Consider the following 18,045-nt stretch of genomic DNA (forward strand, 5'->3'; position numbering starts at 1 on the left):
ACGGAGTCGGCGAAAAACCCCCGCTACCCCCCGAACTTTCCCGCCCCATGCGACGTCCAAGCTTTTACATGGAGCACGTCATGGCCGGGTTTAGGATGCACCCTAATGCCACGATGGGGAGGATTTACCAGCATGGGTTCCCGTATGTCGAGTGTCGCACGCCTGACGGCGGCCGCGGCGGCGGCCGGCGTCGTGGCCGCCGCTATCGCGCTGCCCGCGGTCGGGGGTACCGGAGCGATGTTCGTCTCGGCCTCCGAGGACCTGGGCATCAAACCTGAGGAGCTCACGGAGCCCCCACTGGCCGAGCGGACGACCGTGCTCGACGCCAAGGGCAACGAGATCGCCTGGTTCTACGAGGAATACCGCGAGAGCGTGAAGCTCGGCGAAGTGGCCGAGATCATGAAGACGGCCATCCTCTCCATCGAGGACTATCGCTTCTACGAGCACGGCGCGATCGACATCGAGGGCACCATCCGCGCCCTGGCCAAGAACGCCGCCTCGGGCGGCATCGCGCAGGGCGGCTCGTCGATCACCCAGCAGTACGTCAAGCAGGTGCTGCTCAACTCGGCCACCACCGACAAGGAACGCAACGCGGCCCTGGAGGCCAGCTACGCGCGCAAGCTCAAGGAGCTGCGCTACGCGATGGCGGTGGAGGAGAAGTACACCAAGGACGAGATCCTGGAGAAGTACCTCAACATCGCCTACTTCGGCGCAGGAGCCAACGGGGTGGAGGCGGCGGCCAAGCGCTTCTTCGGGGTCAAGGCGTCCGAGCTGACGCTGGCGCAGGCCGCGACGCTGGCGGGCGCCGTGCAGGACCCCAACGCGACCGACCCCAACCTGGGCAAGGCGCAGCGGGCCAAGCTGCTGAGCCGGCGCAACCTGGTGCTCGACACGATGGCCAAGCTGGGCAAGATCACACCTGAGATGGCCGCCGAGGCCAAGAAGAAGAAGCTCGGCTACAAGGGCACCGCGATTCCGGGCGGCTGCACGGCCAGCGAGACGCCGTACTTCTGCATGTACGTGCGCAACGAGGTGCTGAGCAACAAGGTCTTCGGCAAGACGCCCAAGCTCAGGAGCCAGTTCCTCAACCGGGGTGGCCTGACGATCCATACCACGCTCGACCCCAGGATGCAGAAGGCCGCCGACCGGGCGATCAAGAAGCACGTGAACGCCTCGGACAACCCGGTCGCCTCCGAGGCCCTGGTGGAGCCGGGCACGGGCGCGATCAAGGCGATGGCCGCCAGCCGGAAATACGGCAACAACAAGCGCAAGAAGGAAATGTCGTACAACGTGGTCGCCGACGCGGTGCACGGCGGCGGCACCGGCTTCCAGGCGGGCTCGACGTTCAAGACGTTCACCCTGATCACCGCCCTCAAGGAGGGCATGAAGATCAACGACGGGCTGTCGGTCAGCCAGGGTTTCCGCGCTCCTTACTACTCCTCGTTCAAGAACTGCAAGGGCGAGAACATCGGCGACCCCAGCCACACCGTCACCAACGACGAGGGCGGCGGCGGCTTCAAGTCGCTGGCCACCGGCACCTGGCAGTCGGTCAACACCTTCTTCATGGCGCTGGAGCAGAAGGTGGGCCTGTGCGACACCATCAAGACCGCCAAGGACCTGGGCATCAAGCGCTCTGACGGCCTGCCGCTGCTGGAGTTCTCCACGTTCACGCTCGGCACCAACGAGATGGACCCGGTGACGGTCGCCAACGCGTACGCGACGATCGGCGCCCGCGGCAAGTACTGCGCGCCCATGGTGATCACCAAGATCACCGACCGCAACGGCAAGACCAAGAACTACAAGCCCCAGTGCAACCAGGCCCTTGACGCGGAGGTCGCCGACGCCGCGGCCGACATCCTGTCCGGCGTGTTCACCAAGGGCACGATGCGGGGCGTCGGCGGCATCGGCCGGGACGCCGCCGGCAAGACCGGCACCACCGACTCGCAGGCCACGGCCTGGTTCGCCGGCTTCACCCCGGACCTCGCGGGAGCGGTCAGCATCGGCGACCCGCGCGGCGCGCAGGACCACAAGCTGAACAACATCACCATCGGCGGCCGCTACTACGGCTCCGTCTTCGGCGCCTCGATCCCGGGACCGATCTGGAAGGACACCATGCTGGCCGCCCTGAAGGGCGTCCCGGCGACGGAGTTCACCCCCGTCAACTCCTCCCGGTTCGGCGGTTGTGGCTCCAGCTGCGCGCCGGTACGGGTCGAGCCCGACCGGAGCGACGACGATGACGACTCGGACGGCGTGCTCGAGGACACCGACATTGACACGACGTTCGACTGATCGAGTCGACAAGAGGGGTTTCCTGATTGTCAGATACGACAAATCGGGCACGGAAATATGCGGTGATCCACATCCGGCGCAGAAACCCCTGACGGTTACCAACGCCTCTAGCTGAGCAAATTCGGAGTGCGTCCGCACAGTGGGACGCACTCCTTGCAAAGGCCCTATTAACAGCGGCGAAACATTGGTAACGTGGGAGCGCTCCCAGGATCTTTCCGCGAGGTGCTCCATGACCGAGCAGCCCACACTGGCACAGGTCGCGGCCGAGGCCGGGGTCTCCCCCGCGACCGCATCTCGAGTCCTCACGGGCTCGGTGCGGGTCAGTACCTCGACCCGCCGGCAAGTCTACGACGCCGTGTCCCGCATGGGATACGTCCGACAGCGCGCACCCCGGGGAACGGCCGCGAAAACCATGGCCGATGGCGTCACCGCGGTGATTTGCGACCATCTACCCCGGCTCTTCTCCGAGCCTTACTACGCCAGACTTCTCTCCTCAGCCGGAGCCGTGATCGCCGAGCACGGCACCCACCTCATGGTGACCACCGTCACCCCGACCTCGTCCACGCTGCCCGCCCTATCCGGCGCGGTGCTGATCGTGGGCGCAAGAGAGCGTCACCCCCTGGCGATCAAGTTATCCACCTCAGGCGTCCCCGTCCGCAACATCGGCCGCCCGCCCCACGACCTCAAACTCCCGTACGCCGACGTCGACAACCTCGACGGCGGCCGCCAGGCGGCCGAGCACTTCCTGTTGTCAGGCCGCCGTAATGTCGCCGCCATCGGCGGCCCCCCGTCCTTACCCGGAGCCCGAGACAGATTAGAGGGCCTGATACGCACCCTGCAGTCGGCGGGCGCACCCGACGTCCCCGTGGCCTACGGGGACTTCACCGCCGCCTCCGGCACCCACGCCATGCAGTGGCTGTTACGCCATGCGCCGGGTCTGGACGCCGTGTTCGTCGCCTCGGATCTGATGGCGGCGGGCGCGATCCAGGCCCTGCGCAGGGCGGGCCGCAAGGTCCCCGCGGACGTCGCGGTGATCGGGTTCGATGACGCCCCGGTCGCCCGGCACACCGTCCCCGCTCTCACCACCATTCGCCAGCCCGTCGAGGAGCTCGCCACGGTCGCCACCCGGCTGCTGCTGACGGGCGCAGCGGGGATCGATCCCGTACTCCCCACGGAACTGGTCATCCGTGAGTCGGCTTGAGCCTGGGGATGTGCTGGCCCGCAGGTACCTGTTGCTGGATCCGCTGGCCCGCGGCGGCATGTCGGTCATCTGGCGCGCCTTCGACCAGTCTCTGCACCGGATGATCGCGGTCAAGGTGCTCACCGCCTCGCTGCACACCGACCCCCTCGAACGGGTGAGCGTGCGCAGCGAGGCGCGGGCCGCGGCCAGGTTCATCCATCCCGACTCGATCGAGATCTACGACTACGGGGAAACCGTCACCACGAGCGGCGGCGTGGCCGCGTACGTGGTGATGCCCCTGCTCGACGGCACCCCACTGGCCGAGCGGGTCGAGAAGGGCCCGCTGCGGTGGCAGGAGGCGGCGGCCATCGCGCTACGGCTGGCCCGGGTGCTGATGGCCGGGCACGCCCGCGGCCTGGTGCACCGGGACGTCACGGCCGAGAACGTGCTGCTCACCGCCGAAGGCCCCAAACTGCTCGACTTCGGCATCGCGGCCTGGGCGGGAGATCCCGACGACGACCGCGGCACCCCTCCCTACGTCGCTCCCGAGCGGCTGCTCGGCGCGCCCACCCATCCGGCCGTCGACGTGTACGCCCTCGGCGTGCTGCTGCACACCATGCTCACCGGGCGGACGCCGTACCCGGAGACCACGTGGGAGGAGATCGAGGCGGTCCGCAGGACCGCTCCGCCGCCCCGGGTCCCCGGCGTGCCGAACTCCGTCGCCACGCTCTGCCAGCGCTGCCTGGCGCACGAGCCGGAGGCGCGGCCGACTGCGGCGCAGATCGTCTCGGCGCTGACCTCCGCGCTCGGCACGGCCACGGTGGGCCGGCACGTGCGGCGCGGGCTCACGGTGGCGGGCTCGGCGGCCATCGCGCTGTCCGCCCTGCTGTGGTTCCAGCAGAGCGCGCCGCCCCCGACGCCGGAGCGGGCGGCGAAGTCGCCGTCGCCCACGGCCCGGCTGATCGAGAGCTCACCGGCCGCGACGATCACCGTCGAGAAGGCGGCGGCCGACTTCACCACCGTGCTCACGGCCAGGACTCCGTGCGGCGCGACCGACGACGACGTGGTGCTCGACCTGCGGCAGGTGCTGAACCACGCCGTGACGCCGCAGCAGGGCCCCTCGGAGACCACGACCGACAACCTGCGCAGGAAGCTGTCCGACCGCTGGCGCGAGGGCCGCCTCACACCGGCCTGCCTGAGCGAGTTGCAGGCCAGGCTCGACGACCTCGACACCGCCTTACAGGGAGAGTGATGAGGGGTACGGCAGCACCAGCCGTACCCCTCGATCGCGCGGGCGGGGCCCCTCGCAAAGCGGTGCCCGCGCGAGCCCTCATGCGCAGGTGTAACCGCTGGGCACCTGCGTGTTCCCGGCCGGCCTGGTCGCCTGGAAGCCGAACGTCGTGGATGCGTTCGGGCCGAGGCCGCCGTTGTGGCCGAGGTTCCTGACGGTCACCGTGCCGCCGCTGACCGTGTAGCTCGCGTTCCAGATGCCGGTGATCGTGTGCCCGGACGGCAGCGGGAACGTCACCGCCCAGCCGTTGAGCGCCGACGTGCCCCGGTTGGTGACGGTCACGGGCTGGATAACGTAGCCGTTGTTCCAGGCGTTCTGCGTGGTCGCGGTGACCGCGCAGCTCCCGCCGCCTCCGCCCTGCTGGGTGGTCACGGTGACGGTGCCCGACTCGGGCGACAGGTTGCCCGCGCCGTCCCTGGCCTGGATCCGGTAGCGGTAGGTCGTGGCGGGGCTCAGCCCGGTGTCGGTGTAGGAGGTGGTGGTGCTGCTCCCGACCCTGGTGAAGGTGTCACCGGTCGCGCGGAGGATGTCGTAGCCCGCCAGGCCGCTGCCGCCGGAGTCGGTGGAGGCGCCCCACGACAGCGTGGTGCCGGTCGCGGTGGTGCCGCTCGCGGCCGGGTTGCCCGGGGTGGTCGGCGGCGAGGTGTCGGTGGTGCCGCCGCCCGAGCCGAAGGAGAAGGAGTTGACCGCCAGGCCCGTGCCGCCGATCCAGGGCTCGAAGCCGGCCTGGACGCTGGTCAGGTACCACGACCGCTGGCCGTAGCCCCGGCTGACGACGTCGGAGTAGAAGGTGTTGATCGAGAAGTCGAGCGAGGTCGCGGGCGAGGTGCGCACGTACGAGATCACGTTCCAGCCGGTGTTGCCGAACCAGACCTGCCAGGTGGCGCCGGCCAGGTTGACGGTGCCGACCTGGGAGCCGATCGGCTGGATCGAGCCCGCCCGGTTGAGCCAGATCATCAGCTCGGCACCGGTGTTCTGGCCGTCGGTGCGGGGCGTGGGGTCGAACCACAGGTCGTAGGAGGCGTTGTAGGTGCCGGAGCCCGGGTACGTCATGCTGACGCTGCTCCGGAGCGCGCCGAAGCCGCTCGCGCTCGCCTGCATGGGCAGGCCGCTGCCGGTGGTGCAACTGGCGTAGTGGCAGCCGGCGTAGATCGACGGGTAGGCGGCCGGGGCGCCGTTGGTGGCGTTGTTGTGCGCCGACTGCGTGATCGTGAACCCGCCGTTCTGGTTGACGTCAATGCACTGCGCGGTGCTCGCGCCCCAGACGTTGTTCTGCACGATGTACCGGTTGTTCTGGATGGCGGCGGCGCCGTACTTCTCGCAGAGCACCGGGGCGGCCTGCGCCGGGGCGGCGAACAGGACGGTGGCGAACAGAGCCCCGATGATCAGGTGGATGTGCGCGTGCCTCATGGCGTGTTGCTCCCGCCTCTCTGAAAGGGGAGTGTAGTGGGAGCGCTCCCAGCAGTCAGCCTGTCCGCGCGATCCGCGCACGGCAAGCGGGCCCGTACGAGACCGACCAGGAACGGGGCGGACACCAGCGGAAACCATGACCAAGATCGGTTGAAAGTTTCACCGCTCGTTGTCGAAGCCGGGAAAGCCGTGATTCAATGCGCTGGCCGGGCGGGCAGGTCGTGGGGCAGGTTCCTTTTCTGTCGTCAGCTGCAAGGGAAATCCCCATGAAGTTATTCAAGTCGGCGGCGTTCACCGCCGTCCTGGTCCTGATCACTACCATTTTGATGGTGCCCACGCAGGCGCAGGCACACGGCGTGTCGATGTTCCCCGGCAGCCGTACGTTCCTGTGCTGGCAGGACGGCCTGCGGGACAACGGGCAGATCATCCCCTACAACCCCGCGTGCGGAGCCGCCGTCAACCAGAGCGGCGCGACCCCCCTGTACAACTGGTTCGCGGTGCTGCGTTCCGACGGCGCCGGCCGGACCACCGGATTCATCCCCGACGGCCAGATCTGCAGCGGCGGCACCGGCGGGCCCTACGACTTCTCGGCCTACAACGCGGTCCGCTCCGACTGGCCGCTGACGCACTTGACCTCCGGGGCCACCATCCAGATGCGGCACAGCAACTGGGCCGAGCACCCCGGCTCGTTCAACTACTACGTCACCAAGAACGGCTGGAACCCCAACGGGCCGCTGAAGTGGTCCGACCTGGAGCCGTTCGGCAGCGTCACCAACCCGCCCAAGACCGGCGGCGCCGGCGCGCTCAACTACTACTACTGGAACGCCACACTTCCGTCCGGCAAGAGCGGCCGGCACATCATCTTCACGCACTGGATCCGTTCCGACAGCAACGAGAACTTCTACAGCTGCTCCGACGTCGCCTTCGACGGCGGCAACGGCAACGTGACCGGGGTCGGCCCCGGCGGCAGCTCTCCCGGCCCCGACCCGACGGTCACGCCGACCGCCCCCGCGGGTGCCTGCACCGCCACGTGGAAGGCCACCAACACCGGCTGGGCCGGCCACTTCCAGGGTGAGGTGACCGTCAAGAACACCGGCGCGAGCAGCATGAGCGGCTGGACGGTCAACTGGACCTACACCGGCGGCCAGGGCTTCGACGGCTCGCCGTGGAACGGCGTGCTGAACGGGCAACCGCCGAACGTGTCGGTCAAGAACGCCTCGTACAACGGACAACTCGCACCGAACGCGTCCACCACGTTCGGATTCAACGCCACCGGCTCGGTTCCGAGCCCCGCCCCAAGCCTGACCTGCACCAGCCCGTGATCAAAACGCGTCGCGGGCTCATCGCGGCGATCGTCACCCTGGCCTGCCTGACCCTGGCCGGGGTGACGTTCTTCGCTGCCAGGCAGCCGTCGTCACAGCTCAACGAGGAGCTCGCCGCCCAGGTGACCTTGATACTCGAACAGGCCTCGCCAGGCGAGCACCACGCCCACGGGCACAGCTTCGAATCCCGCGTCGTGTGCGCCGTGGAGCCCTTCGGCACCGAACCCGCCGATGCCAAGGCCCTGGTCGAGGTGCGGTGGGTGTACGCCCGCCACATGTGCGCCGTCACCGGCGTGAGCTCCGACTGGGCGGCCTCCGTACGGGCCTCGGGCCCGATCGCCGTCAAGGTCGACATCCCGCCCGAGGTCCGGGTGCCGGAGTCCGGGGCCGGCTATCCGGACCGGGTCAGGAACCTCATCCCCGAGCGGTACCACGAGCAGGCGTTCGCCGAGTTCGGCGATGACTCGGCGATCGAGGCGGCACGCGAGCGGTTCACGCTCTCATCAACCGCCAAGTAGACATACACGAACGGACGCGGCCGACTGGAGGAATCGGCCGCGTCCGTCCCATCCGGGCGGGATGGTGTGTGTTGTCGGGCAGGGTTGGAGTTTTCAGCCTCACCTCCTCATACGCACCGGGGGGCAGGGCAGTTCAGATCAGTTGGCGCACGTGTAGCCGGAGGGCACCGAGGTGTTGCCGCCCGGGCGGCTGACCTGGAAGCCGAAGCTCGTGCTCGCGTTCGGCTGCAGCGCGCCGTTGTAGCTCAGGTTTTTGGCCGTCACGGTCTGGCCGCTGACCGTCACCGCGGCGTTCCAGGAGCCGCTGAGCGTGTGCCCGGCGGGCAGCGTGAACGTCACCGTCCAGCCGGTCCTGGCCGTGGTGCTCGTGTTGGTCACGGTCGCGGGCTGCACGACGTAGCCGGTGCCCCACTGACTCTGTACGGTCCCCGTGGCCGCGCAGCCGCCGGCCGGAGCGCTGGTGGTGGTGAACGAGGCCGTCGGCGACTGGGCCGACTGGTTGCCCGCCGCGTCCCTGGCCTTGACGTACACCTGGTAGGCGGTGCCCGCCGACAGCCCGGTCAGGGTGATCGAGTTGGTGGCCGTGGCGCCGAGCGGCGTGCCGGTCGAGGTGTAGACGTCGTAACCCGTCACGCCCACGTTGTCGGTCGAGGCGGTCCAGGTCAGGGTGGCTCCCGACGAGGTGATGTTCGACGCCGACGGCGTGCCGGGGATGCTCGGCGGGGTCGGGTCGGTGGTGCCGCCGCCGTAGATCGAGGCCTGCCTGGCGGTCGCGGCGATGCCGTTGGCGCCGTTGAACAGCCGCTGTCCCCAGGAGGTGAGCTGGGTGACGTCGAAGTTGGTGACCTGGTCCAGGTATTCGACGCCGCCGCCGTTGCCGCTCCACGACCAGCCCAGGTAGCCGAGGCCGCGGCTCACGGCCTGCGCCATGATCGTGTCCTCGTCCGGGTCGCCGTCGGAGTGGTTGAAGCCGAACTCGCCCACGATCAGCGGCAGCCCGGCGGTCTTGAAGGCGTCCATGTAAGCGGTGATCTCCGCCGCCGTGTCGAAGACGCCGTACATGTGGACCGAGAAGATCGTGTTCTTGTCCGGGTCGCTGTCGAAGACCGCCCGCGCGTTGTCGCGCATGCCGAACTGCCAGTCCTGGCCCCAGTTGGGCGCGTCCACCATCAGCGCGTGGTCGAAGCCGTTGGTGCGCAGCTTCTGGATCGCGGCCGTGGTGGCGGCGGCCCAGCCAGGGGTGACGGCGTTGTTGCCGATCGGCTCGTTGCCGATGTTGACGACGATGTAGTCCTCCTGGCCGACCAGGGCGGACTTGACGCTGATCCAGTAGTCGGCGGCCTGGTCGAGGGTGTAGGCGCCGCTCTGCTCGCCGTACCCGGTGGTGTCGTGGTTCTCCAGCACGCAGATCAGCTTGTTCTGCTTGCAGAGGGAGACGACGCCGGCCACGTCGGTGACGTTGTTGGGGGTCCAGCGGCCGCCGCTGAGCACGACGCGGACGGTGTTGGCCTTCAGCGACTTGATGTCGGCGAACGCCTTGGTCTGGGTCGCGTACCAGGTGTGCGCGTGGCTGGTGCCGCGCATCACGAACTCCTGGCCGTTGCCCTCCAGGATCTTCGTGCCGCTGACGTGCAGCCCGGTGGCGGCGTTCGCGGGGGCCGCGGGGACGGCCAGGAGGGCGGCCACGCAGGCCAGGGCGGTCAACAGTGATCTCATGTGCTGCCTTTCACTGCGCCTGTGGAACCGCCCCCGCCGCTCCTGCGGCGGGGGCGGGGTCTGGGCTCAGGCGGGGGTGCAGGTGATCGGGTCGGGAGTGGTGGACGTGCCGTTGGCGATGAAGCCGAACGTGGTGCTCGCGCCCGGCGCGAGCGCGCCGTTCCAGCCCTCGTTCCTGACGGTGACCGAGGAGCCGGACACCGTGTGCCTACCGCCCCAGAGCTGGGTGATCGTGTTCGGCGAGGCCCAGGTGACCGCCCAGCCGGTGGTCGCCGAGGTGCCGTTGTTCTTGACCGTCACCTCGGCCTGGTAGGCGCCGCCCCAGGTGCTCGTCACCTTGTACGCCGCCGCGCACCCGCCCGTGGGCCCCGGCGTGTCCGTGGTGGTGAACGCCGTGCCCTCGGAGGCCGCCGAGGTGTTGCCGGCCGCGTCCCTGGCCACCACGGTGGCCGTGTAGGACGTGGCAGGGGTGAGACCGCTCAGGTCGAAGGCGGCGCTCGTGGCCGTGCCCATCTTGGTGGACCCCAGATAGACGTCATAGCCGCTCACGCCGACGTTGTCCGTGGACGCCGGCCAGCTCAGCCGTGCCGTGGAGCCCGTGATCCCGGATACCACGGGCTTGCCCGGCCTGCTGGGCGCGGTCGTGTCCACGACCTCCGGCCCCGGCGGCTCACCCCAGATCTTGGTGGCGCCGCTGTAGAGGGTGATGTTCTGGGTCCGGGCCGGCGTCGCGCCGGGCGTCGTGGGGATGTTGCGGTAGGACCAGTCGTTGGCCGGGTCCCACGTCCCCGCGCTGGAGATCCTGAACTGCACCTCCCTGCGGTGCTGTGACTGCCCGGCGGGCGCGATGGCCTGGCCCGAGCAGTCGATGTTCACGTAGTAGGTGCTGCCGCTCGACTGGTGCAGCGTCGGCGCCTTGCACTGGGTGTAGGCCGACGACACGCTGATCTGCGAGGCGGTCGTGGTGCCGTCGAGGGTGAAGTAGTAGCGGAACGAGCCGTCGGCCAGCACCCTGGCGGGCCAGGCCGACTGGTTGCGGACGATCGCCTTGATCTCCGTGAACGTGCCGCCCGAGGCGTTGACCCCGGCCTCGACGAAGATCTCGGGGCCGTCGGGGGTCTCCTGCGCCGGGAAGTTCGCCGCCGGAGCGCCGCCGTACTCCTTGTAGAGCCTGGCCAGCGCGCTGGTGAAGCCAGCGTTGTAGTCGGTGGCGACCTCGTTCATGACGTAGTCGTCGCGTTTGTCGGTGTAGGCGTCGTTCGGGTCGGGCGGGCCGCCGACGAGGGCGCCGTACAGGGTGTGGCGGGTCTGCTCGGGGCTGGTGATCTGGTCGGTCCACGAGCCGTGCGCCGTGCGGTGATGCGGGTTCTTCGGCGGGTTGGCGCCGAAGCCGATCACGTACGAGGAGTTGCGCGGGTTGTCACCGAGCGCGTAGTTGATCTGCCGGACCGCGAAGTCGTGGTAGCGGGTCTTCCGCGTCGCGTCGGTGATCGAGTCGCTGTGCACGAGCGCCGCGAACGAGGTGTTGGCCGCGTACCGCAGCGAGCCCCACCGGTCGAGCACGGCCTGGCCGCCCGGCGAATACTTCACCTGCGAGCCGTTGACGCCGACCGTCCACCAGTCGAGCCAGCGGTTGGCGTCGTCGAGATACTGCTGCTTGCCGGTCAGCTTGTGCAGCAGCACATAGGCGCCGTACGACTTGTCGTCCCAGGCGATCGTCCACTTGTACGACTTGATGGTGCTCTGCGGCTCGGTTCCGAGGTTGGCGTAGCCGCTCTCGGCCTTGGCCAGGTAGGAGGCGTCGTTCGTGGCCCGGTAGAGCCAGATCGCGCCCCACACCAGCTCGTCGTTGAAGCCGCTCCACGACTGGTAGTAGCCCGAGGCGTCGGTGATGCACTCGCTGTACTTCTTCCTGACCGTGTCGGCGAAGGTGTAGAGCTGCTTGGCGTGCGTCACCAGCGTGTCGGCGTAGGCCGCGTTCGTCGGCCGGAAGACGATCGAGGAGGCCGCCATCGCCGCCGCCGTCTCGCCCGCCAGGTCCGCCCCGCCACAGGATGCGTCGATCTTGTACGCGGGGCGCGTCATGCCCATCGCCTCGGCCGGCCCCCACCAGGCGTGGTCCGTGCCGCCGTTGCCGACCTGCCCGTAGAGCGTGTTCGGCGACGGGTGGGCCTTGATGAAGTAGTCGTTGACGAACTTGAGGTTGTTGAGCAGGTGTGTGAGCTGGCCCGAGCTTGCGTACGCGTCGCGGTACTCGACCGCGCCCCAGGCCAGCATCGTGGCGGAGAAGGCCATCGGGAAGCCGAACTTGACGTGGTCGCCCGCGTCGTACCAGCCGCCCGTGAGATCCACTCCGACGTCCTTGCCGTCGTTCATGCCCGAGTCGCCGCGCCAGGAGACGCGGTTCCAGGCGGGCTTGGGGCCCGACTGCTGGGCCTCGTAGAACCACAGCGACTTCTGCAGCGCCTCGCCGTAGGCGAAGGGCGCGGCGGCGTGGGCCGCCGGCCCCGCCCCTGTCACCAGGGGCAGGACCAGCGACGCCACAGCGATCAGTACCGCTTTTCTCACGGGAAGAGCCGCCCGTACTCCGCCAGGGCGACGGCGACGTCCACCTGTGCCCAGAAGCGGTGGTAGTTGAAGACCGGCGCGGGGCCGGTGCCGTTCAGGAAGGACTGGACCCTCGGCCAGTCCGGGTCGTTGCGGTAGAAGGACCTGATGGAGATGAAGGTCGAGTTGGAGTTGATGGCGTCGCCGTTGGGCATCTCGCCGCTCCAGCCGGCCGGCACGTACACCGCGTCGTCGACCCGGTTGTAGTCGGTCTTCGTCTCCGGCACCGAGACACCCTTGGCGTCGCGGTTCAGCCAGACGCCGTCCAGCAGCGCCTTGGCCGTGTCACGCGCCTGGGTGTGGTTCGCCCTGGCCGCGTAGTACATCAGCACCTTGGCGTAGGAGCCGGCGACGCCCACGTCCTGCGTGTGATCCACGACGGTCACGTGCAGGCCCGGGTTGGCCGGCGGCATGCCGGTGGTGGCGCTGAAGTTGCCCGCGGGCTGGCCGGTCCAGCGCAGCGTGGACGGGATCTGGTAGCTGCCGTTGGCGCCGATCGTGGTGTTGGCCAGCGCCCACGTCACCCACTTGTCGAGCAGCGCCTTCGCGTCGGCGTTGCCGGTGACGTTGTAGAGCTCGGCCACCCGCTCCATCGTCCACGCCTGGAAGCCGAACCACTGGTTCGACGGCGGGTCGTGGTAGACGGGCTGCCAGTCATAGGTCATGCCGTGGAACTTCGGCAGTCCGCTCGGCGGTGCCGCGTAGTGGCCCTCCCAGCTGTTGGTCGCGCCACCGGCGATGGCGCCCTCGGCCGACTGCAGCCAGGTGTAGAACTGCAGTTGCCGGGTCAGGCTCGTGCTCCAGTCGGCCGCGCCGGTCGAACTGCTGGGCCGCAGTGCCGCGACGTTGGACAGCGCCCAGGCCGCGAACGGGTTCTGGTAGCCGGAGTGGTTGTGGCTGGAGCCGATGCGCCAGGCCCAGCCGGCGCTGGCGTCGGTCGCGCCGCCCCATGCGTAGTACCAGGACAGCAGGTAGTTGGAGGCGTTCTTGCCGGTGCCGGCCGGGCACGACGGGCTCGTGCAGCCGGGCTGCTTGAAGTACTTGTCGTACATCGAGTAGCGCAGGTAGTCGCCCATCTTGGCGGCCTTGGCCACCGTCGCGGAGATCTGCGACTGCTTGCCCTGCGCCGTGGCCCAGGTCTGCGCCCAGTACGCCACCTGCACCGCGCGCGCGTCGGCGTCGGGGGCGTTGGTGTACTTCCACTGCTTGGCGTACGAGGCGTCCTTGATGAACAGGTCCAGGTAGCCGTTGGTGCCGCCGTGGGCGAAGGTGTCGCAGGACGGCTGCGGAATCGTCTCGAAGACCGACTCCTCCGGGCCGCGCTGGTAGGTGTTGATGTAGGCGGGCTTGGTGGTGCCGTCGCCGCAGCGGCCGAAGCCGTAGGTGTTGTCGACGTCCAGCAGCCAGTGCATGCCGTAGATGTCGCGGGTGCCGTACGCGCTCTGCAGCTCACCGGCGATCGGGTCGGTGCCGACGGAGACGCCGGAGTCGATCTGCGAAGGGTAGCTGTTGATCGTGTTGTACTCGGCCGCGTAGGTCGCCGGCTTCGAGGCGTTGTAGAAGGAGTTGGTCGGCTGGTCGGCGGTGGCCGGGATGATGTACTTCTCCATCGAGGCCCACGCGTTGTTGAACTTCGTCCAGTCGCCGGTCACCTGACCGTAGGTCGCCTCCAGCCACAGGTAGTAGCTGTAGGCCTCGGACGTGGTCTCGTGCCCGTGGTCCGGCGCCTCGACCATGAACGTCTCGATCGAGTGGTACGGCACGCCCTCGGGCGAGAAGTAGCCGTTGGCCGGGTCGTGGAGCTCGTTGTAGAGCTCGACGAAGCGCTGGACGTACTGGTTGTTGCCCCCGACGTCGTCGTCCGCCTCGCTGACGGTCACGTCCACGGGGGTGTAACCGGTGGCGCTCACCCTGAAGACGGCCGAGCCGCTCGTGGTGTCGGTGTCGTTGGCCGCGGCGATCGCGACGTTCTGCGCCGTGTTCCAGTTGGCCGGCGTGAACGTGCGGGTGGCGGTGCCCGACACCGTGAGGTCGGTGTCACCGCTGGCCCGGGCGATGGAGACGGTCACGTTCGACGTGGGCGCCTGGGAGAGGCTCACCCCGAAGCTCGCGGTGCCCGCCTCGGGCACGGACAGCGTGGTCGGGCTCACCACGAGCGCGGGGCCCGTGGGCGGCGAGACCGTGATCCCCACCGGTGAGGAGGTGGTGGTAAGGCCGGCGTTGTCGGTGGCCCTGGCGGTGATCGAGTAGCTGCCGGCCGCGACGTTCGTCCAGCTGTAGCCGTACGGCGAGGACGTGTCGGTGCCGAGCAGCGTGGTGCCCTGGTAGAAGTCGACCTTGGCGACGGTGCCGTCGGCGTCGGCGGCGTTGGCCGCGATCGCCACGGTGGCCGGCGCGGTGTACGTCTGGCCGGCGGTCGGCGAGGTCAGCGACACGGTGGGCGCCGTGCCGGTGCCGCCGCCACAGGTGACCCCGTTGACACTGAAGGAGGCCGGCTTCGGGTTCGTGCCGGTCCAGGTGCCGTTGAAGCCGATGTTGGTGGAGGCGCCGGTGGCCAGGTTGCCGTTCCACGGCATGTTCGTGGCCGTGACGCGGGTGCCCGACTGGCTCCAGTTGGCACCCCAGCCATTCGGGGTGTACTTCTGGCCGGTGGTCGGGAAGTCGAACCCGAGTGACCAAGACGTCAGGGGGTCACCGGTGTTCTTCAGCGTGATGCTCGCGGTGAATCCCCCCTGGCCAGTGCCCCATTGGTTGGCCGTGTACTGCACGTCGCAGGCCACGGCCGCCTGGGCGGGAGACGCCGCCACGGCCGTGGTCGCGCTCGCTACGAGAACGAGGGTCGTGGCCACGGCGAGACGCCTCGATAAGCGCGACAAGAGGAGAGGAGGTCTGTACTTCACGGGATCTCCATGGGAGTAGGGGTGTGGGAGCGCTCCCAAAGGGGATTGTGGGTGACCTCCGGCGTATGTCAACGGAATGGCGTCGCGGTGACCCCCGTGTTTCCTCTCACCAGGCTGCCCGGGATGAAAGTTTCATCCATGTTCCGGGGCATTCAACGAGCATGCGGGGCGGCGGACACCTTCTCGGCGGACGTCCGCTGTACACGGCCCGCACCGCGGCTCACCATGGGAGCGCTCCCAGCCATTCAATCCTGGAGATGATCGCTCGTGAGACTCCAACGCGGCCTCCGCAAATGGGCCGTGACCATGACCGCCGCGAGTGTCGCGGCTTTAGGGCTCGTCGTCGGACAGAGCACCGCCGCGAACGCCGCCGTCGCCTGCGACGTGACCTACACAGCCAACCAGTGGGGCTCAGGCCAAGGCGGTTTCACCGCGAGCATCACGCTGAAGAACACCGGTGACCCCCTGACCTCGTGGTCGCTGGCCTTCGACTTCCCGACCACGGGTCAGAAGTACACCCCGTCAGGCTGGGGCGCGAACTGGGCCCAGTCGGGCACCCGCGTCACGGCCACGAACATGCCGTGGAACGGCAACCTGGCCACCGGCGCCTCCACCAACATCGGCTTCAACGGCACCTGGACCGGCACGAACCCCAGCCCGGCCGCGTTCAGCGTCAACAACACCACCTGTGGCGGCACCGGCCCCACGACGCCGTCGGTGGTCACGTCCTCCAGCGCGGTCGCGGTCAACGAGGGCGGCACGGCGACGTTCACCGCCAGGCTCTCCTCCGCGCCGAGCTCGAACGTGACCGTCACCACCGCTCGGACCAGCGGTGACACCGACCTGACGGTCAGCTCGGGCGCCTCGCTCACCTTCACCCCGTCCAACTGGAGCACCGCGCAGACGGTGACCCTGGCCGCGGCCCAGGACTCCGACACCGCCGCCGGTACGGCCGCCTTCAGCGTCGGCGGCACGGGCGTCACCGGCGCCACGGTCAGCGCGACCGAGGTGGACGACGACGCCACCGTCGAGCAGTCGATCATCGTCTCGCCGACCGCGGTGACCGTGCCCGAGGGCTCCACCGGCACGTACTCCGTGCGCCTGGCCGCCCAGCCCACCTCCAACGTCACCGTCACCTCGGCGGCGGGCAGCGGCGACACCAACCTCACGATCTCCAGCGGCGCGAGCCTCACCTTCACCTCGGCCAACTGGAACACCGCGCAGACGGTCACCCTGGCCGCCGCGCAGGACACCGACACGGCCAACGGCAGCCGCACCTTCACCGTCGCCTCGACCGGCCTGACCTCGCGCACGGTCACCGCCACCGAGGCCGACGACGACGGCGGCCCCAACCCGACCCACGTCGAGAACCCGTACGCCGGGGCCACCGGCTACGTGAACCCGAACTGGAGCGCCAAGGCCGCGGCCGAGCCCGGCGGCTCGGCGGTCGCCAACACCTCCACGGCCGTGTGGATGGACCGCATCGCGGCCATTGCCGGCACCTCCGGCGCCATGGGCCTGCGCGCCCACCTGGACGAGGCCGTCAGGCAGGACGCCGCCAACGGCTCCGCGCCGCTGACCATCCAGATCGTCATCTACAACCTGCCCAACCGCGACTGCTCGGCGCTGGCCTCCAACGGCGAGCTGCTCATCGCGCAGAACGGCTTCAACCGCTACAAGGCCGAGTACATCGACCCGATCGCGGCCATCATGCGCGACTCCGCGTACGCCAACCTGCGCATCGTCACGATCATCGAGCCCGACTCGCTGCCGAACCTCGTCACCAACCTCAACGCCTTCGAGAAGTGCCGCGAGGCCAACGGCGCGGGCGGCTACCGTGACGGCGTCCGGTACGCGCTCAACCAGCTCCACGCCATCACCAACGTCTACACCTACATCGACGCCGCCCACCACGCGTGGCTCGGCTGGGACTCGAACTTCAACCCGTCCGTCAACCTCTTCCACGAGACCGTCGCCGGCGCCACCGCCGGGGTGGACAGTGTGGACGGCTTCATCGTCAACACCGCCAACACCTCCGCCACGACCGAGCCGTACTTCACCATCAACTCCACGGTGAACGGCACGTCCGTCAGGCAGTCGAAGTGGGTGGACTGGAACTGGTACATCGATGAGCAGACCTTCGCCACGGCCCTGCGCAACGCCCTGGTCGCCAAGGGCTTCCGTCAGGGGCTCGGCATGCTGATCGACACCTCGCGCAACGGCTGGGGCGGCAGCGCCCGTCCGACGGGTCCGAGCACCTCGACCATCCTGGAGGACTTCGTCAACCAGTCCCGCGTCGACCGTCGCATCCACGCCGGCAACTGGTGCAACCAGAGCGGCGCCGGCATGGGCACCCGCCCGACCGCCAGCCCGGCCGCCGGCTTCGACGCCTACGTCTGGATCAAGCCTCCTGGCGAGTCCGACGGCGCCAGCCGGGACATCCCGAACGACGAGGGCAAGAAGTTCGACCGGATGTGCGACCCGACCTACACCGGCAACAGCCTCAACGGCAACAACATGTCCGGCGCCCTCCCGGACGCCCCGCTGTCCGGCCAGTGGTTCTCGGCCCAGTTCCGTCAACTCCTGGCGAACGCCTACCCGCCCATCAACTGACACCCGCCCGCAGGGGTCTGGACACCCCGCTCCAGGCCTCCGACCAGCCAGAGGCGCCCTTGTACCGGCGCCTCTCACAGCCGGAGAGTCCCGCCTGACCCGGGACTCTCACCAGCCGGAGGGACCCGCCTGACCCGGGTCCCCCGCCTGCGGAAGGGGGCCCGGGCCAAGTGCCCGGGCCCTTTTTCCACGCCGGCCA

The 18,045-nt window shown here is 69.0% G+C and carries 10 protein-coding genes; 6 read left to right on the forward strand and 4 right to left on the reverse strand.

Annotated elements, in window-relative coordinates:
- Window positions 1-144: 144 nt before the first annotated feature.
- The 3 genes from C4V41_RS34710 to C4V41_RS34720 all read left to right on the forward strand — a co-directional run bounded on the left by C4V41_RS34710 (window position 145) and on the right by C4V41_RS34720 (window position 4,721).
- The gene (locus tag C4V41_RS34710) at window positions 145-2,289 is read left to right on the forward strand and encodes a transglycosylase domain-containing protein (protein ID WP_103960199.1); all 2,145 of its coding nucleotides are present in this window, start codon (window positions 145-147) and stop codon (window positions 2,287-2,289) included.
- A 229-nt stretch (window positions 2,290-2,518) separates the two neighbouring features.
- The gene (locus C4V41_RS34715) at window positions 2,519-3,490 is read left to right on the forward strand and encodes a LacI family DNA-binding transcriptional regulator (RefSeq protein WP_103960200.1); all 972 of its coding nucleotides are present in this window, start codon (window positions 2,519-2,521) and stop codon (window positions 3,488-3,490) included.
- A 10-nt stretch (window positions 3,491-3,500) separates the two neighbouring features.
- Window positions 3,501-4,721, forward strand: coding sequence for a serine/threonine-protein kinase (locus C4V41_RS34720; RefSeq protein ID WP_103960201.1), 1,221 nt, complete (start codon window positions 3,501-3,503; stop codon window positions 4,719-4,721).
- A 78-nt stretch (window positions 4,722-4,799) separates the two neighbouring features.
- Here the strand turns inward: C4V41_RS34720 and C4V41_RS34725 are convergent, their stop codons facing one another.
- Window positions 4,800-6,170, reverse strand: coding sequence for a GH12 family glycosyl hydrolase domain-containing protein (locus tag C4V41_RS34725; protein WP_103960202.1), 1,371 nt, complete (start codon window positions 6,168-6,170; stop codon window positions 4,800-4,802).
- Window positions 6,171-6,436: 266 nt separating this feature from the next.
- On the opposite strand from C4V41_RS34725, the gene C4V41_RS34730 reads away from it, so the two are divergent.
- Both C4V41_RS34730 and C4V41_RS34735 read left to right on the forward strand, forming a co-directional pair.
- Complete coding sequence (locus C4V41_RS34730) at window positions 6,437-7,492, forward strand: lytic polysaccharide monooxygenase auxiliary activity family 9 protein (protein ID WP_103960203.1); 1,056 nt, start codon at window positions 6,437-6,439, stop codon at window positions 7,490-7,492.
- Complete coding sequence (locus C4V41_RS34735; RefSeq protein WP_103960204.1) at window positions 7,489-8,010, forward strand: hypothetical protein; 522 nt, start codon at window positions 7,489-7,491, stop codon at window positions 8,008-8,010. Before C4V41_RS34730 ends, C4V41_RS34735 begins: the two co-directional genes overlap by 4 nt.
- 138 nt (window positions 8,011-8,148) lie before the next feature.
- Here C4V41_RS34735 and C4V41_RS34740 read toward each other — a convergent pair whose 3' ends face one another.
- The 3 genes from C4V41_RS34740 to C4V41_RS34750 all read right to left on the reverse strand — a co-directional run bounded on the left by C4V41_RS34740 (window position 8,149) and on the right by C4V41_RS34750 (window position 15,182).
- Window positions 8,149-9,726, reverse strand: coding sequence for a cellulase family glycosylhydrolase (locus C4V41_RS34740; protein ID WP_103960205.1), 1,578 nt, complete (start codon window positions 9,724-9,726; stop codon window positions 8,149-8,151).
- A gap of 66 nt (window positions 9,727-9,792) precedes the next feature.
- On the reverse strand, window positions 9,793-12,348 hold the full coding sequence (locus tag C4V41_RS34745) for a glycoside hydrolase family 9 protein (RefSeq protein WP_103960206.1): 2,556 nt from the start codon (window positions 12,346-12,348) through the stop codon (window positions 9,793-9,795).
- A complete protein-coding gene (locus C4V41_RS34750; RefSeq protein ID WP_235030553.1) occupies window positions 12,291-15,182 on the reverse strand; it encodes a glycoside hydrolase family 48 protein in 2,892 nt (963 codons plus the stop codon). Before C4V41_RS34750 ends, C4V41_RS34745 begins: the two co-directional genes overlap by 58 nt.
- 318 nt (window positions 15,183-15,500) lie before the next feature.
- Here C4V41_RS34750 and C4V41_RS65920 point away from each other — a divergent pair, with 318 nt between their 5' ends.
- Window positions 15,501-17,846: a glycoside hydrolase family 6 protein gene (locus C4V41_RS65920; protein WP_407670107.1), complete on the forward strand. Its 2,346-nt coding sequence runs from the start codon at window positions 15,501-15,503 to the stop codon at window positions 17,844-17,846.
- Window positions 17,847-18,045: the final 199 nt, after the last annotated feature.

It is taken from the genome of Nonomuraea solani (assembly GCF_900108335.1).
Lineage (GTDB): Bacteria > Actinomycetota > Actinomycetes > Streptosporangiales > Streptosporangiaceae > Nonomuraea > Nonomuraea solani.

What these genes read in the sequence shown, in the direction of transcription:
- C4V41_RS34710 (WP_103960199.1), top strand. Translation starts at nt 145, where the DNA reads ATGTCGAGTGTCGCACGCCTGACGGCGGCCGCGGCGGCGGCCGGCGTC.
- C4V41_RS34715 (WP_103960200.1), top strand. Translation starts at nt 2,519, where the DNA reads ATGACCGAGCAGCCCACACTGGCACAGGTCGCGGCCGAGGCCGGGGTC.
- C4V41_RS34725 (WP_103960202.1), bottom strand. Translation starts at nt 6,170, where the DNA reads ATGAGGCACGCGCACATCCACCTGATCATCGGGGCTCTGTTCGCCACC.
- C4V41_RS34730 (WP_103960203.1), top strand. Translation starts at nt 6,437, where the DNA reads ATGAAGTTATTCAAGTCGGCGGCGTTCACCGCCGTCCTGGTCCTGATC.
- C4V41_RS34740 (WP_103960205.1), bottom strand. Translation starts at nt 9,726, where the DNA reads ATGAGATCACTGTTGACCGCCCTGGCCTGCGTGGCCGCCCTCCTGGCC.